Source organism: Sporosarcina sp. FA9 (assembly GCF_051550205.1).
In the GTDB taxonomy this organism is placed as follows: domain Bacteria; phylum Bacillota; class Bacilli; order Bacillales_A; family Planococcaceae; genus Sporosarcina.
This window is the reverse complement of the sequence record NZ_CP188819.1, coordinates 3,460,543-3,477,758: the sequence shown is the minus strand read 5'-3', so window position 1 is coordinate 3,477,758 and position 17,216 is coordinate 3,460,543. Positions and strand designations below refer to the sequence as shown.

The following is a 17,216-nucleotide window of genomic DNA, read 5'->3' as shown; positions in this document are numbered from 1 at the left end:
CACAATTGAGGAGGAAATTTTAAATGGTTAAAAGAGGTAAGAAATTCAAAGAAGCAATTAAACTTGTTGATAATACAAAAGCATATTCAGTAACAGAAGCTGTTGAACTTGCGAAAAAAACGAGCACAGTTAACTTTGACGCAACAGTTGAAGTTGCATTCCGTCTAGGAATTGATACTCGTAAAAACGATCAACAAATTCGTGGAGCAGTTGTTCTTCCGAATGGTACTGGTAAAGTTCAGCGTGTTCTAGTTTTCGCTAAAGGTGAAAAACTTAAAGAAGCTGAAGCTGCAGGTGCTGACTTTGTTGGCGATGCAGACTATATTGCTAAAATCCAACAAGGTTGGTTCGATTTCGATGTTATCGTAGCTACACCTGACATGATGGGTGAAGTAGGTAAGATCGGTCGTCTTCTTGGACCAAAAGGACTTATGCCGAATCCGAGAACGGGTACTGTAACGTTTGACGTGGCAAAAGCTATTGAAGAAATCAAAGCAGGTAAAGTGGAATATCGTGCGGACAAAGCGGGAATTATTCACGCTCCAATCGGCAAGGTTTCATTTGACAATGCGAAGTTGGAAGAAAACTTTCAGACTGTTTTTGAAACAGTTCAAAAAGCGAAGCCAGCATCAGCGAAAGGTACTTACATGAAGTCTGTCAACTTGACGACTACAATGGGTCCTTCTCTGAAAATTGATCCTTCAAGTGTTGTAATTAAAAAGTAATATTGACAAAAATGAAATCTTCTTGTAGGATTAATTTTGTTGTTCAATAGCAATACCATTTGTACCGTAGACAGTAGGAGCGGCTTGCCGTTTAAATTTCCTACCGAGGACAAGACGCTCTTTATGATTAAAGATGACGACTTTTCTGCCCTCGATTCTACTACCCGTAGATCGTGGGCTTTTTTATACCGGTATAAGTGACCCCAAACTTATTAGGAGGTGTCCAGATGAGCAAAGTGTTAGAAGCTAAACAAGCAGTTGTTGGCGAAATCGCAGGAAAATTGAAAGCAGCAGCTTCGGTTGTTGTTGTAGATTACCGCGGTCTTACTGTAAGTCAATTAACAGATCTTCGAAAAGAACTTCGTGAAGCGGGTATTGAGTTCAAAGTTTATAAAAACTCGATGTCACGTCGCGCGACTGAAGCTGCCGGACTTGAAGGTTTGAACGAACACCTTACAGGACCAAACGCAATCGCATTCTCGAATGAAGACGTTGTTGCTCCAGCAAAAATCATTAATGATTTTGCTAAGAAAAACGACAAACTTGAAATTAAAGCTGGCGTAATCGAAGGTGTAATTGCATCTAAAGAAGACGTTAAAGCATTGGCAGAACTTCCATCACGCGATGGTTTACTATCTATGCTTCTCAGTGTGCTACAAGCTCCAATGCGCAACCTTGCACTTATTACAAAAGCAGTTGCAGAACAAAAAGAAGAACAAGAAGAACAAGGCGCGTAATCAAGCGGCTTGACATAAACCTTGCAAGTTAGCCGCGAATGAATAGTTTGTAGGTTACTTGACAAAAAATTATTAGGAGGAAATTATAATGACTAAAGAACAAATCCTAGAAGCTGTTAAAGAAATGACAGTTCTTGAACTTAACGACCTTGTAAAAGCAATCGAAGAAGAATTTGGCGTAACTGCAGCTGCACCTGTTGCAGCGGCTGGTGGCGGAGCGGCTGTTGAAGAAGAGCAATCTGAATTCGACGTTATCCTTACTGCTGCTGGAGACAAGAAAATCCAAGTTATCAAGGCGGTTCGTGAAATTACTGGTCTTGGCTTGAAAGAAGCTAAAGCTGTAGTTGACGAAGCTCCAAAAGCTGTTAAAGAAGCTGTTTCTAAAGAAGAAGCAGAAGAAGTAAAAGCTAAACTTGAAGAAGCAGGCGCTTCTGTAGAACTTAAGTAATCTTTATGAATAAAAGAAGAAAAGCTCGTCGATAAAAGACGGGCTTTTCTTCTTTTGCTATTTTTTGTAGATATTCCTTTATAAATTGGAGGGGTCTATATGTCTGAACATTATTACACGAATAATCCAAAAGTGAAAAGTACACCAACTGAATGGTCTACAGAACTGCGCGGGAAGACACTTCGGTTTAGGACAGATGCGGGTGTGTTTAGTAAAGGTGAAGTGGATTTTGGTTCGCGACTTCTTGCTGAAACATTTGTTATGACCAAAACAGAAGGTGACATACTCGATGTAGGTTGTGGTTACGGACCGATTGGGTTATCGATATCTGCGTCATTTCCAGAGCGAAATGTACATATGGTTGACGTGAATGACCGAGCACTTAATCTAGCGAAGCTTAATGCCGAGCTAAATAAAGTTGGAAATTGTAAGATATATTCAAGTGATGCATTATCTGCTGTTACTGAGGAAGAATTTGCTGCAATTTTGACGAATCCTCCAATACGTGCAGGAAAAGATACGGTATTCAAATTTTACGACGAAGCATATTCAAAATTGAAAAACGGTGGAGAGTTGTGGGTAGTGATCCAAAAGAAACAAGGCGCCCCTTCAACAATGAATCACCTAACCAATCTTTTTGGTGCTGTCGAAACAGTCGTCAAGAAGAAAGGGTATTACATTTTGAGAGTTGTAAAGTCTTGACTGACAAGATTCTTTAGGGTAGTGTTATAAGATGCATAAATTAATATCATGCAGTCGTGTGCCCTTTTGCATTAAAGATGTAAATAAAAGGTATACTGATGATGAATAAAAGATTGTCAAACCGAAAATGAGCTCTTGCTAGAACTCGTTTTCTTTTTTGTTTTGTGGATATCATACACTATTTTTATGATTTCGCAAAGAACTATTATTGTATTATGAGGGGTGAATGAGTTGACAGGTCATCTAGTTCAGTATGGTCAACACCGTCAGCGTAGAAGTTTCGCGAGGATTAAAGAAGTGCTCGAGCTTCCAAATCTGATTGAAATACAGACGGCATCTTACGAGTGGTTCATGGAAGAAGGATTATTGGAGATGTTCCGTGATATATCTCCGATTCAAGACTTCACGGGGAACCTTTCATTAGAATTTATCGATTATCATTTGGAGGCACCAAAATATCCTGTTGATGAATCGAAGGAACGTGACGTAACCTATGCAGCACCACTACGAGTTAAAGTAAGACTCCATAACAAAGAGACTGAAGAAGTGAAAGAACAAGATGTGTTTATGGGTGATTTCCCACTCATGACCGAAAACGGTACGTTTGTTATCAATGGTGCGGAGAGAGTTATCGTTTCCCAGTTAGTTCGTTCTCCAAGTGTGTATTACAGTGCCAAAGTTGATAAAAACGGAAAACGTGGTTTTGGTGCTACGGTTATACCGAATCGCGGAGCATGGCTAGAATATGAAATTGATGCAAGAGATGTTGTTCACGTTAGAATTGACCGGACACGTAAATTGCCAATTACAGTTCTACTACGTGCACTCGGATTTTCAACAGATGAGGAAATTATTGAATTAATCGGAGATAACGAGTATTTACAAAATACTCTTGAAAAAGATAATACAGAAACCTCCGAAAAAGCATTGCTTGAAATTTATGAGCGACTACGTCCAGGTGAACCACCAACGCTTGATAGTGCGAAGAACTTATTGTTCTCGCGTTTCTTTGATGCGAAAAGGTATGACCTAGCAAATGTTGGTCGTTATAAAATGAATAAAAAACTTCACGTTCAAAACCGTCTGTTCAATCAAACACTCGCGGAGACACTCGTCGATCCCGAAACAGGCGAAATCCTCTTGGAAAAAGATGAAATCATTGATCGCCGTGCGTTAGATCGTCTTCTACCTCACTTGGAAAAAGGGATAGGTTTCGAAGAAATATCCCATGCAGGTGGCGTTCTTGACGAAAGTATTACGATCCAGACTATCAAAATATATGCCCCAAAGAACGAAGAGAAACAAATCGTTAACGTAATATCGAATGCATACGTAGATGATTCTATAAAACATGTTACGCCTGCAGATATTGTTGCGTCAATTAGTTATTTCTTTAATCTTTTACATGGAGTTGGAAACACAGATGATATTGACCACCTTGGTAACCGTCGTCTGCGTTCGGTAGGTGAGCTACTGCAAAACCAATTCCGAATCGGACTTTCCCGTATGGAACGAGTCGTGAAAGAACGTATGTCAATTAATGACACACAATCAATTGTTCCGCAGCAACTCATTAATATTCGTCCGGTTATTGCGTCTATTAAAGAGTTTTTCGGTAGCTCGCAACTATCACAGTTCATGGATCAGACAAACCCACTTGCAGAATTAACGCATAAGCGTCGACTCTCTGCACTTGGACCCGGTGGATTAACAAGAGAACGAGCAGGTATGGAAGTACGTGACGTTCACTATTCTCACTATGGTCGTATGTGTCCGATAGAAACTCCTGAGGGACCAAACATTGGACTTATAAACTCACTTTCTACATTTGCGAAAGTAAATAAGTTTGGATTCATTGAAACTCCATATCGAAAAGTTGATCCTGAATCGGGTCGTGTAACTGCTCAAATTGATTATTTAACTGCTGACATCGAAGATAATTACGTAGTTGCCCAAGCGAATTCGATACTTACTGAAGACGGTTCATTTGAAAATGAAGGTGTCGTTGGACGTTTTCAAGGGGATAACACAGTCTTCAAACGTGAGCAAATTGATTATATGGATGTTTCACCTAAACAAGTAGTTTCTGCAGCAACAGCTTGTATTCCATTTTTGGAAAACGATGACTCCAACAGAGCACTTATGGGTGCGAACATGCAACGTCAAGCAGTTCCGTTACTTAATCCTGAAGCACCTTTAGTCGGAACAGGTATGGAACATGTGTCGGCCCGAGATTCTGGGGCAGCGGTTCTTTCGATATATGAAGGTATCGTAGAACATGTCGAGGCAAGAGAGATTCGTGTTCGTCGCATTGAAATGGTTGACGAAAAAGAAGTGAAAGGCGATATTACATCGTATAAGCTTGATAACTTCATCCGTTCAAACCAAGGAACATGTTACAACCAGCGTCCAATTGTTAGTGTTGGTGATCGAGTTTCTCCTAAAGAGATACTTGCTGACGGCCCTTCAATGGAGAGTGGTGAGTTAGCTTTAGGACGTAACGTTTTAACTGCTTTCATGACTTGGGACGGTTTCAACTACGAGGATGCAATTATCATGAGTGAACGTCTTGTGAAAGATGATGTATATACTTCGGTTCATATCGAAGAATACGAATCTGAAGCGAGAGATACAAAGCTAGGTCCTGAAGAAATTACGCGAGATATTCCAAACGTAGGTGAAGAAGCATTACGTCACTTGGATGATCGAGGAATTATTCGTATTGGAGCTGAAGTACGGGATGGTGACATCCTAGTTGGTAAAGTAACGCCAAAAGGTGTAACTGAATTGACTGCTGAAGAGAGACTGTTGCATGCTATCTTTGGTGAAAAAGCACGTGAAGTTCGTGATACTTCTCTTCGTGTACCACATGGTGCTGGAGGAATTATCTTGGATGTTAAAGTGTTTAATCGTGAAGATGGAGACGAATTACCACCAGGTGTAAACCAACTTGTCCGTGCTTACATTGTTCAAAAACGGAAAATCTCTGTTGGGGATAAAATGGCTGGTCGTCACGGAAACAAAGGTGTTATCTCTAGGATTTTACCTGAATCAGATATGCCGTATATGCCCGATGGAACACCAATCGACGTTATGCTTAACCCGCTAGGTGTTCCATCACGTATGAATATCGGACAGGTTCTTGAAATGCATCTTGGTATGGCTGCTCGAAGTCTTGGACTTCATATGGCATCTCCGGTATTTGACGGGGCCAATGAAGACGATGTTTGGAATACGATGGAAGAAGCTGGAATGGACCGCGATGGTAAAACAATGTTGTATGACGGTCGTTCTGGTGAAGCATTCGATAACCGTGTTTCTGTTGGTGTCATGTATTTGATTAAACTTGCCCATATGGTCGATGACAAACTACATGCTCGTTCAACAGGGCCGTATTCACTTGTTACGCAACAGCCTCTTGGAGGTAAAGCGCAATTTGGTGGACAACGTTTTGGAGAAATGGAAGTTTGGGCACTTGAAGCCTATGGGGCAGCTTATACACTTCAAGAAATCTTGACAGTGAAGTCAGATGATGTCGTTGGACGTGTGAAAACATATGAAGCGATTGTCAAAGGTGAAAATGTTCCACAACCTGGAGTTCCTGAGTCATTTAAAGTATTGATTAAAGAACTTCAAAGTCTTGGTTTGGATGTCAAAATGCTCTCTGCAGATTACGAAGAAATAGAACTACGTGATCTTGACGAAGGCGACGACATGCAACCGACGGATGCTTTAAATCTTGTTAAGGTAGATTAATCTACTTAATTTATTATCAATAATAGAAGGGGAAGCTACGGTTTCTCCAACTATTTTATTTATAAAGTTTCACGCTTGCTCGGAAAAAGCAATCGCTAGCAATAAGACTAAAGGGAGGTAGGCTCCTTGGTAGACGTAAACAATTTTGAGTATATGAAGATAGGTCTCGCTTCATCAGATAAGATACGTTCATGGTCCTATGGTGAAGTTAAGAAGCCAGAAACAATTAATTATCGTACATTAAGACCGGAAAAAGAAGGTTTGTTCTGCGAACGGATTTTTGGTCCTACAAAAGACTGGGAATGTCATTGCGGGAAGTACAAACGCGTTCGTTACAAAGGTGTGGTTTGTGACCGTTGTGGAGTAGAAGTGACGCGACAAAAAGTACGTCGTGAGCGAATGGGGCATATTGAACTTGCAGCCCAAGTAACACACATTTGGTACTTCAAAGGAATACCAAGTCGTATGGGTTTAATATTGGATATGACTCCACGTGCACTTGAAGAGATTATTTATTTCGCTTCTTACGTTGTCGTAGAACCAGCGGATACACCACTTGAGCGAAAACAGCTTCTATCCGAAAGAGAATACCGCATTTACCGTGAGAAATACGGTACGAAATTCCAAGCACTTATGGGTGCAGAAGCAATCGAACGTCTTCTGGCAGCGATTGATTTGGATAAAGAAGCGGACTTCCTTAAGGAAGAACTGAAAACTGTTCAGGGACAACGTCGTACACGTGCAATCAGACGTCTTGATGTTGTGGAATCGTTCCGTAATTCGGGGAATAAACCTGAATGGATGGTTCTTGAAGTGTTACCGGTAATACCGCCAGAATTACGTCCTATGGTGCAGCTTGATGGCGGACGTTTTGCAACATCCGACTTGAATGATTTGTACCGAAGGGTTATTAACCGGAATAATAGATTGAAAAGACTTCTTGATTTAGGTGCACCTGGTATTATCGTTCAAAACGAGAAGCGCATGCTTCAAGAAGCTGTTGACGCACTTGTCGATAACGGTCGTCGTGGTCGTCCAGTTACTGGACCGGGTAACCGCCCGCTTAAATCCCTTTCACATATGTTGAAAGGAAAGCAAGGTCGTTTCCGTCAAAACTTACTAGGTAAACGAGTTGATTACTCAGGTCGTTCAGTTATCGTAGTTGGACCGAATTTGAAGATGTATCAATGTGGTCTACCTAAAGAAATGGCGATTGAATTATTTAAACCGTTTGTTATGAAGGAACTCGTTGAACGTGGACTTGCGCATAATATTAAGAGTGCTAAACGTAAAATTGAACGTCTCCATTCAGAAGTTTGGGATGTTCTTGAAGATGTCATTAAGGAGCACCCGGTTCTTTTAAACCGTGCACCGACACTTCACCGTTTAGGAATCCAAGCGTTCGAACCGATACTTGTTGAAGGACGTGCAATCACGCTTCACCCTCTCGTTTGTACAGCTTATAACGCCGACTTCGATGGTGACCAAATGGCAGTTCACGTTCCGCTATCTGCAGAAGCGCAAGCTGAAGCTCGTCTTCTAATGCTAGCAGCGCAAAATATATTGAACCCGAAAGATGGAAAACCGGTTGTTACACCATCCCAGGATATGGTTTTAGGGAACTATTACCTAACGCTTGAACGTGCGGGAGCGACAGGTGAAGGATTTACATTCCGTGATACAGACGAAGCATTAATCGCTTATCATAACGGACATGTTCACCTTCATACACGAATTGCTATTCAGGCTAGTTCTATTAAAAACCCGAATTTCACTGAAGAACAAAATAGAATGCTTCTACTGACAACTATAGGGAAGTTAATTTTTAACGAAATTCTACCGGAATCATTCCCGTATATTAATGAACCGACGGATTTCAACTTACAAGTAGAAACGCCTGCTAAGTACTTTATATCGGGTACTGTGGATCCGAAGAAGCATATTTTAGAAGCTGAAATCGTGCCACCGTTCAAGAAACAAATCCTCCAAAACATCATTGCGGAGATATTCAAGATTTTCCACATTACGGAAACGTCTAGAATGCTTGACCGCATGAAAGACCTTGGATTTAAATATTCTACACGTGCAGGTATTACAATTGGAATGTCGGATATTGTAGTTCTTCATAACAAAGACGAAATTCTAGAAGAAGCACAAACTAAGGTTGATAATGTACTGAAGCAATTCCGTCGTGGTCTTATTACGGAGGAAGAGCGCTATGATCGTGTCATTTCATATTGGAGTCATGCAAAAGATGTCATTCAGGATAAACTGATAGAATCTCTTGACCATACGAATCCTATTTATATGATGAGTGACTCGGGTGCTCGTGGTAACGCGTCAAACTTTACACAGTTAGCGGGTATGCGTGGTCTGATGGCCAACCCGGCAGGAAAGATTATTGAACTTCCAATTAAGTCTTCTTTCCGTGAGGGATTAACAGTACTTGAGTACTTTATTTCTACTCATGGAGCACGTAAAGGACTTGCGGATACGGCACTTAAGACTGCCGATTCAGGTTACCTAACGCGTAGACTTGTTGATGTTGCACAAGATGTTATCGTTCGTGAAGATGAGTGTGGAACAGATCGTGGACTTGAGATTTCTGCCCTTATGGAAGGCGCGGAACTGATTGAGGGCTTAGACGAGCGTATTGTTGGTCGTCATACGAAGAAAACAATCATTCATCCAGAGACCGGAAAAGTAATTCTTGCTCGAAACGAAATGATTACAGAAGACGTGGCACGAATTGTTATGGATGCAGGTTTTGAAAAGATTACAATTCGTTCAGCATTTACTTGTAACACGAAACACGGCGTCTGTAAGAAATGCTACGGCATTAACTTGGCGACGGGTGAAAATGTTGAAGTCGGCGAAGCGGTTGGAATCATTGCTGCACAGTCAATTGGTGAGCCAGGTACTCAGCTTACAATGAGAACATTCCATACAGGTGGGGTTGCGGGGGATGACATTACACAAGGTCTTCCACGTATACAGGAAATTTTTGAATCGCGGAATCCGAAAGGTCAAGCCGTTATTTCAGAAATTAAAGGAGAAATTACTGAAATCGAGGAAATCCGTGAAGGACAGAAGGAAATTACTGTCACGGGTGACGTAGAAACACGTAAATATCTTGCACCTTATAATGGTCGTCTAAAAGTAGATGTTGGTGATTTAATCGACCGTGGGGAACCGATGACAGAAGGTTCTATTGATCCGAAGCAACTTATTGTAGTAAAAGATGTTGCTACTGTTCAAGAATATCTTTTGAAAGAAGTTCAAAAAGTTTACCGTAGTCAGGGTGTTGAAATTGGTGATAAGCACGTAGAAGTAATGGTGCGTCAAATGCTTCGTAAAGTGCGGATTATTGAGGCGGGTAATACAGACTTATTACCAGGCTCATTAGTCGATATACATCAATTCTCGGATGCAAATAAAATTGTACTTGACGCTGGAAGAATTCCTGCGACTTGTCGTCCAGTAATCCTTGGAATTACAAAAGCTTCACTTGAAACAGAATCATTCCTATCTGCGGCTTCTTTCCAAGAGACAACTCGTGTCTTGACAGATGCAGCAATTAGAGGGAAAACTGATGAACTACTCGGACTGAAAGAAAACGTCATTATCGGTAAACTTGTACCAGCAGGCACCGGAATGCAACGTTATCGTCAAATTCGAATGGATCAAGAGGAAATGCAGAATACCGATAATAAAGTTACTGCAGAGTAAACTTTATAAAGTACGGGGGAAGTAAAAAAAGATTTCCCCCGTTTTCTATTTAAGCATTGACAGTATTCTATACAGATGATAATATACAAAAGGTTGATAGTTAAATGTCTGTACTTTGGAGGATATGTAAATGTCTTATGAAAAAGTTGAGCAGGCCAAGATAACAATCATTGGTACAAAGCAGACAGTGAAAGCAATTTATACAGGAATAGTGACTGAGGTCATTATTGCACAGGATGCAGAAGAACGGATAATTGCCCCAGCGCTGGAGGCAGCCAAACTTCATGACGTATTGGTGACATATGTTGATTCGAAGAAAAAACTCGGAGATGCTTGTGGCATACAAGTCAGTGCAGCCGTTGTTGCAATTACTGGATAACAGTTTTTGTGCACTTAAAGCACAAAGACTTTGTTTTTTACCAAAAAATGAACCACCTGGATGTGTGGTCTTACAAAAGAAGTTTGAAGGGAGGACAAATCAATGCCTACAATTAACCAACTGGTTCGTAAACCACGTAAGCCCAAAGCAGAAAGTTCTAAATCTCCTGCACTTGGGAAAAGTTACAATAGCTTCAAAAAAGCAATGACAAACGTGAACTCACCACAAAAAAGAGGTGTTTGTACACGTGTTGGAACAATGACACCGAAAAAGCCAAACTCGGCTCTTCGTAAATATGCACGTGTTCGCTTGACAAACTCAATGGAAGTTAACGCGTACATCGGTGGAGAAGGTCATAACCTTCAAGAACATAGCGTTGTACTTCTTCGCGGAGGACGTGTTAAGGATTTACCGGGTGTACGTTACCATATCGTACGCGGTGCACTTGATACAGCAGGCGTTACGGGTCGTATGCAAAGCCGTTCTAAATACGGAGCTAAAAGACCTAAAGTTAAAAAGTAAATTATACAAACCAATAGTTATTCAAGCGGTTTTCGCTTGAAAACTCAATTATCGAAAGGAGGAAAACAATATGCCTCGTAAAGGCCCAGTAACAAAGCGTGACGTACTTCCGGATCCGATTTATAATTCGAAACTCGTATCACGTCTTATCAACTCAATGATGGTTGACGGTAAAAAAGGTACATCACAAAAAATCCTCTATGGTGCGTTCGAACTTGTTAAAGAACGTTCTGGCAAGGATCCACTTGAAGTATTTGAAGCAGCTTTAGCAAACGTAATGCCCGTACTTGAGGTACGTGCACGCCGTGTAGGTGGAGCAAACTATCAGGTTCCAGTTGAAGTACGTCCTGAACGTCGTACGACATTAGGACTTCGTTTCTTCGTACTCTATTCACGTCGCCGTGGAGAGAAGACGATGGAAGAACGTCTTGCGAATGAAATCCTTGATGCTTCTAACAACACAGGTGCGTCAGTTAAACGTCGCGAAGAATTACACAAAATGGCGGATGCAAACAAAGCATTTGCTCACTATCGTTGGTAATACTCTAATTCGAAATGGAAGGAGATCTACAATATGTCTAGAAAATTCTCCTTAGAGAATACTCGTAATATTGGAATCATGGCCCATATCGACGCGGGTAAGACTACGACGACTGAGCGGATTCTTTATTATACAGGCCGCATCCATAAGATTGGAGAAACGCACGAAGGTGCTTCTCAAATGGACTGGATGGCACAGGAACAAGAACGTGGAATTACGATCACTTCCGCTGCTACAACAGCAGAATGGAAGGGTCACCGTGTAAATATCATCGATACACCAGGTCACGTAGACTTCACGGTTGAAGTTGAACGTTCACTACGTGTACTTGATGGTGCAGTAACGGTACTTGATGCACAATCAGGTGTTGAACCACAAACTGAAACAGTATGGCGCCAGGCGACAAGCTATGGTGTGCCACGTCTAGTTTTTGTTAATAAGATGGATAAAACCGGTGCGGATTTCTTATATTCAGTTGGAACTCTTCGCGATCGCCTTGGTGCGAACGCACACCCGATTCAACTACCAATTGGTGCGGAAGATCAATTCCACTCAATTATTGACCTAGTTGAAATGAATGTAATTAATTACGCTGATGATACAGGAATGAATACTGAAATCTCAGAGATTCCTGAAGAACACCTTGCTTTAGCGGAAGAGTACCGAGATAAGCTTATCGAAGCGATTGTAGACTTTGATGAAGTTCTTCTAGAAAAATACTTAAATGGTGAGGAAATTTCAAATGCAGAAATTAAGCTTGCAATTCGTAAAGCTACGCTTGCAGTTGAATTTTATCCGGTAGTATGTGGAACGGCGTTCAAGAATAAAGGTGTACAACTTGTTCTAGATGCTGTAATCGACTACCTACCATCACCAGTTGATATTCTTCCGATGAAAGGGACAAACCCTGACACTGAGGAAGATGAAGAACGTCCGGCGGATGATTCTGCACCGTTCTCTGCACTAGCATTTAAAGTTATGACGGATCCTTATGTAGGGAAACTTACATTCTTCCGCGTATACTCTGGTACTTTGCAGTCCGGTTCATACGTTCAAAACTCTTCAAAAGGAAAACGCGAGCGTGTAGGTCGTATTCTACAAATGCATGCGGATTCTCGTACAGAAATTTCAGAAGTACACTCTGGTGATATTGCAGCAGCAGTAGGTCTTAAAGATACAGGAACTGGTGATACACTTTGTGACGACAAAGCGCTCATTATCCTAGAATCAATGGACTTTCCAGAACCAGTTATTTCACTTTCCGTTGAGCCTAAAACGAAGGCGGACCAAGACAAGATGGGTCAAGCTCTTATTAAGCTCCAGGAAGAAGATCCAACATTCCGTGCTCATACAGACCAAGAAACTGGCGAAGTAATTATCGCAGGTATGGGTGAACTTCACCTAGACGTTCTTGTTGACCGTATGCGTCGTGAATTTAATGTAGAAGCAAACGTTGGTGCACCACAAGTTTCTTATCGTGAGACATTCCGCCAATCAGCGGAAGTTGAAGGTAAGTTTGTACGCCAATCAGGTGGACGTGGACAATTTGGACACGTTTGGATTGAATTCTCTCCGAACGAAGAAGGAAAAGGATTTGAATTCATTAACAACGTCGTTGGTGGTTCTGTACCACGTGAATACATTCCTGCAGTTGAAGCAGGTATCCGTGATTCACTCGACAACGGTGTAATTGCTGGATATCCTCTAATTGATATTAAAGCACGTCTTTATGACGGTTCTTATCATGATGTCGACTCCAACGAAATGGCGTTTAAAATTGCTGCATCTATGGCACTTAAGAATGCTGTTAAGTACGTCAACCCGGTTCTTCTTGAGCCGATGATGAAAGTCGAAATTACGATTCCTGAAGAGTACATGGGCGATATTATGGGTGACATCACATCTCGACGCGGCCGCGTTGAAGGTATGGATGCGCGCGGTAACGCACAATTAGTACGTTCTATGGTTCCTCTAGCGGAGATGTTCGGTTATGCGACTTCTTTACGTTCAAACACGCAAGGTCGTGGCGTATTCTCAATGTCATTCGATCACTATGAGGAAGTACCGAAGTCAATTGCTGAAGAAATAATCAAAAAAAATAAAGGTGAATAATTGTAATTCGCTTTTATTTAAAGTATAAATTAATTGTAAGTCAATGGGTGTTTGAGGAATTTATTCCTCTTGCATCTATTAAAAAATATAAACTTGTATATTCTAAGGAGGATTTCAAAAATGGGTAAAGAGAAATTTGATCGCTCAAAAGCACATGCTAACGTTGGAACAATCGGTCACGTTGACCATGGTAAAACTACATTAACTGCTGCAATCGCAACTGTACTAGCCAAAAGATCAGGTGGTTCAGCAATGTCATATGCACAGGTTGATAATGCACCTGAAGAAAAAGAGCGTGGTATTACTATTAACACGTCTCACGTTGAATACGAAACAGCAACACGTCACTACGCACACGTAGACTGCCCGGGTCACGCTGACTATGTTAAAAACATGATCACTGGTGCAGCACAAATGGACGGTGGAATCCTAGTTGTTTCTGCAGCTGATGGTCCAATGCCACAAACACGTGAGCATATCTTGCTTTCACGTCAAGTTGGTGTTCCTTATCTAGTAGTCTTCATGAACAAATGTGACATGGTTGACGACGAGGAACTTATTGAGTTAGTAGAGATGGAAATTCGCGATCTACTATCTGAATACGATTTCCCTGGCGATGACATTCCTGTCATTAAAGGTTCTGCTCTTAAAGCACTTGAAGGCGAAGAAGAGTGGGAAGATAAAATCATTGAACTTATGGATGCTGTTGATTCATATATTCCAACACCACCACGTGAAACTGAAAAACCATTTATGATGCCTGTTGAGGATGTATTCTCAATCACAGGTCGTGGAACAGTTGCTACAGGACGTGTTGAGCGTGGACAAGTTAAAATCGGTGACGTTGTTGATATCGTTGGTATTGTTGAAGAAGCTAAATCTACAACAGTTACTGGTGTAGAGATGTTCCGTAAACTTCTTGATTATGCTGAAGCTGGAGACAATATTGGTGCACTTTTACGTGGAGTTTCACGTGATGATATCCAACGTGGTCAAGTACTTGCTAAACCAGGTACAATTATTCCACATACAGAATTTACTGCTGAAGTATACGTACTTTCAAAAGAAGAGGGTGGACGTCATACTCCATTCTTCACAAACTATCGTCCACAGTTCTACTTCCGTACAACTGATGTAACAGGTGTTTGTAATCTTCCAGAAGGCGTAGAAATGGTTATGCCTGGTGATAACGTTGAAATGACAATCACTTTGATTAACCCAATTGCTCTTGAAGAAGGTACAAAGTTCTCTATCCGTGAGGGTGGACGTACTGTAGGCGCGGGCGTTGTAGCAACAATTCAAAAATAATTCTATTTTTAGATCCTACCAAATTGGTAGGATCTTTTTTTTAAATAAGACTTTGCACGATTTTATTTATTCAATATGAAAAGTAATTTTTCGAACTTCTATCAAATTGCTTGTAATTTTAAAGCAATGGAATTATAATAATAAAGGCTGAGAAAGAACCTCGACAAATGTCTTGCACATTGAAACATATTTGTGTATAATATTGAATGTTGGTCTTTGACTGCGATGAAGCGGGAGGTTGCCGACACACCAGGCCGCTTTGCCATGGCATGTGTGTGGGAAATTTCCGTGGAGAATGTCTATCAAATTAGGCGAAAAGGAGGGAAAATAATGGCAAAACAAAAAATTCGTATTCGTTTGAAAGCTTATGATCACAGAATTCTAGATCAATCGGCTGAGAAAATTGTAGAAACAGCAAAACGTTCGGGTGCAAGTGTATCGGGTCCGATTCCACTTCCGACTGACAGATCTGTTTATACGGTTCTACGTGCAGTTCATAAATACAAAGACTCACGTGAGCAGTTTGAAATGCGTACTCATAAACGTTTGATTGATATCGTTAATCCGACACCTCAAACTGTCGATTCATTAATGAAACTCGATTTACCGTCAGGCGTAGACATTGAAATTAAACTTTAATTTATAAATTAAGAACTATAATACAGGAGGTGTTACTAATGACCAAAGGAATCTTAGGAAGAAAAATTGGAATGACACAAGTTTTCGCTGAAAATGGTGATCTAATTCCAGTAACTATAATCCAAGCTACACCGAACGTTGTTCTTCAAAAGAAGACGATAGAAACGGACGGCTATGAAGCAATTCAACTTGGATTTGATGATAAGCGTGAAAAGCTTTCCAACAAACCTGCAAAAGGGCATGTTGCAAAAGCTGAAACAGCACCTAAGCGCTTCATCCGCGAATTTCGCGAATTGGACGTTAGTGCTTACGAAGTTGGACAAGAAGTTAAAGTTGATACATTCGCTGAAGGCGACATAATCGACGTAACTGGTACATCAAAAGGTAAAGGATTCCAAGGTGTTATTAAACGTCATGGTTTCTCGATGGGTCCAATGAGTCACGGGTCTCGTTTCCACCGTTCTACAGGTTCAATCGGTTCAGTTGATGCACAACGTGTATTCAAAGGGAAAGCGATGCCTGGACGTATGGGTAGCGACACAGTTACAATTCAAAATCTTGAAATCGTACGAGTTGACGCTGAGCGTAACTTGCTACTTATAAAAGGTAACGTTCCAGGAGCGCGTAAAACACTTATTAAAGTGAGAAGCGCTATAAAAGGGAACTAACTACTAAAGGAAGGAGGAAATAGAAATGCCCAAAGTAACAGTATTAAACCAAACGGGTTCTTCAGTCGGCGAGATCGAACTAAACGCTGCGATTTTCGGAATTGTACCAAATGAAGCAGTTTTGTTTGAAGCAATCGTTCAACAACGTGCATCATTACGTCAAGGAAATCACAAAGTTAAAAGTCGTTCAGAGGTTGCAGGCGGTGGACGTAAGCCGTGGGCTCAAAAAGGTACAGGTCGTGCTCGACAAGGTTCTATTCGTTCACCACAATGGCGTGGAGGCGGAATCGTATTTGGTCCAACACCAAGAAGCTATTCTTATAAGTTGCCAAAGAAAGTTCGTAGACTTGCATTACTATCAGCTATATCAACGAAAGTGCGCGAAGAGAATCTTATAGTTCTTGAAGCACTCGCACTTAATGCACCAAAAACGAAGGACTTCATTCAGGTTCTTAAAGACCTTTCTATTAACAAGAAGGCTTTGATTGTAACTGCTGACCTTGATGAAACAGTGGCATTGTCTGCTCGTAACATCCCTGGAATTAGCGTAATCACTGCAACTGGACTCAACGTTCTTGATCTTGTTGGGCACGAAAAGCTTGTTATGACAAAAGCTGCAATTCAAAAAGTAGAGGAGGTGCTTGGTTAATGGAAGCACGTGATATTTTAAAACGTCCGGTCATTACCGAGCGTTCTTCTGAACAAATGGAAATCAACAAATACACTTTTGAAGTTGACACACGCGCAAACAAAACACATATCAAGCAAGCTGTAGAAGAAGTTTTCGGTGTTAAAGTCGAAAAAGTCAACGTACAAAACTACAAAGGTAAGTTTAAGCGTATGGGTAAACATGCAGGATACACTAACAAACGTCGTAAAGCGATTGTTACATTGACTGCTGATTCAAAAGATATCGAGCTTTTCGAAATCTAAAATAGTAACAAAAGAAA

The 17,216-nt window shown here is 41.0% G+C and carries 15 protein-coding genes and 1 other annotated feature; all 15 genes read left to right on the top strand.

The genetic code is table 11. The features are described 5' to 3' along the window. Positions 1–23: 23 nt before the first annotated feature. Positions 24–725: a 50S ribosomal protein L1 gene (rplA, locus tag ACP8HH_RS17815; protein ID WP_438313583.1), complete on the top strand. Its 702-nt coding sequence runs from the start codon at positions 24–26 to the stop codon at positions 723–725. A gap of 46 nt (positions 726–771) precedes the next feature. Continuing rightward, positions 772–918: a sequence feature (ribosomal protein L10 leader region), on the top strand. Positions 919–952: 34 nt separating this feature from the next. After that, positions 953–1,462: a 50S ribosomal protein L10 gene (gene rplJ / locus ACP8HH_RS17810; protein WP_438313581.1), complete on the top strand. Its 510-nt coding sequence runs from the start codon at positions 953–955 to the stop codon at positions 1,460–1,462. A gap of 88 nt (positions 1,463–1,550) precedes the next feature. Next, positions 1,551–1,910 carry a 50S ribosomal protein L7/L12 gene (gene rplL, locus ACP8HH_RS17805; RefSeq protein WP_438313579.1) on the top strand — a complete coding sequence of 120 codons (360 nt, stop codon included), beginning with the start codon at positions 1,551–1,553 and terminating at the stop codon, positions 1,908–1,910. Between the two features lie 99 nt (positions 1,911–2,009). After that, positions 2,010–2,612, top strand: a complete 603-nt coding sequence (locus ACP8HH_RS17800; protein ID WP_438313577.1) for a class I SAM-dependent methyltransferase — start codon at positions 2,010–2,012, stop codon at positions 2,610–2,612. A 222-nt stretch (positions 2,613–2,834) separates the two neighbouring features. Next, positions 2,835–6,368, top strand: coding sequence for a DNA-directed RNA polymerase subunit beta (rpoB, locus tag ACP8HH_RS17795; protein WP_438313575.1), 3,534 nt, complete (start codon positions 2,835–2,837; stop codon positions 6,366–6,368). A 126-nt stretch (positions 6,369–6,494) separates the two neighbouring features. Then, positions 6,495–10,097 (top strand): DNA-directed RNA polymerase subunit beta', encoded by a 3,603-nt coding sequence (gene rpoC / locus ACP8HH_RS17790; protein WP_438313573.1) that lies wholly within the window; start codon positions 6,495–6,497, stop codon positions 10,095–10,097. Positions 10,098–10,227: 130 nt separating this feature from the next. Further along, positions 10,228–10,476, top strand: a complete 249-nt coding sequence (locus ACP8HH_RS17785) for a ribosomal L7Ae/L30e/S12e/Gadd45 family protein (protein WP_438313571.1) — start codon at positions 10,228–10,230, stop codon at positions 10,474–10,476. A 102-nt stretch (positions 10,477–10,578) separates the two neighbouring features. Continuing rightward, positions 10,579–10,998: a 30S ribosomal protein S12 gene (gene rpsL / locus ACP8HH_RS17780; protein WP_438313569.1), complete on the top strand. Its 420-nt coding sequence runs from the start codon at positions 10,579–10,581 to the stop codon at positions 10,996–10,998. Positions 10,999–11,068: 70 nt separating this feature from the next. Then, positions 11,069–11,539 carry a 30S ribosomal protein S7 gene (gene rpsG / locus ACP8HH_RS17775; protein ID WP_438313568.1) on the top strand — a complete coding sequence of 157 codons (471 nt, stop codon included), beginning with the start codon at positions 11,069–11,071 and terminating at the stop codon, positions 11,537–11,539. Between the two features lie 33 nt (positions 11,540–11,572). Next, positions 11,573–13,651, top strand: a complete 2,079-nt coding sequence (fusA, locus tag ACP8HH_RS17770) for an elongation factor G (protein WP_438313566.1) — start codon at positions 11,573–11,575, stop codon at positions 13,649–13,651. Between the two features lie 120 nt (positions 13,652–13,771). After that, positions 13,772–14,959: an elongation factor Tu gene (gene tuf, locus ACP8HH_RS17765; protein WP_438313564.1), complete on the top strand. Its 1,188-nt coding sequence runs from the start codon at positions 13,772–13,774 to the stop codon at positions 14,957–14,959. Between the two features lie 330 nt (positions 14,960–15,289). Next, complete coding sequence (gene rpsJ, locus ACP8HH_RS17760; protein WP_381540172.1) at positions 15,290–15,598, top strand: 30S ribosomal protein S10; 309 nt, start codon at positions 15,290–15,292, stop codon at positions 15,596–15,598. A 38-nt stretch (positions 15,599–15,636) separates the two neighbouring features. Then, positions 15,637–16,266 (top strand): 50S ribosomal protein L3, encoded by a 630-nt coding sequence (gene rplC / locus ACP8HH_RS17755; RefSeq protein WP_438313562.1) that lies wholly within the window; start codon positions 15,637–15,639, stop codon positions 16,264–16,266. 25 nt (positions 16,267–16,291) lie between these two features. Next, positions 16,292–16,915, top strand: coding sequence for a 50S ribosomal protein L4 (gene rplD, locus ACP8HH_RS17750; RefSeq protein ID WP_438313560.1), 624 nt, complete (start codon positions 16,292–16,294; stop codon positions 16,913–16,915). Next, positions 16,915–17,199, top strand: coding sequence for a 50S ribosomal protein L23 (gene rplW, locus ACP8HH_RS17745; RefSeq protein ID WP_438313558.1), 285 nt, complete (start codon positions 16,915–16,917; stop codon positions 17,197–17,199). Before rplD ends, rplW begins: the two co-directional genes overlap by 1 nt. Positions 17,200–17,216 lie beyond the last annotated feature (17 nt).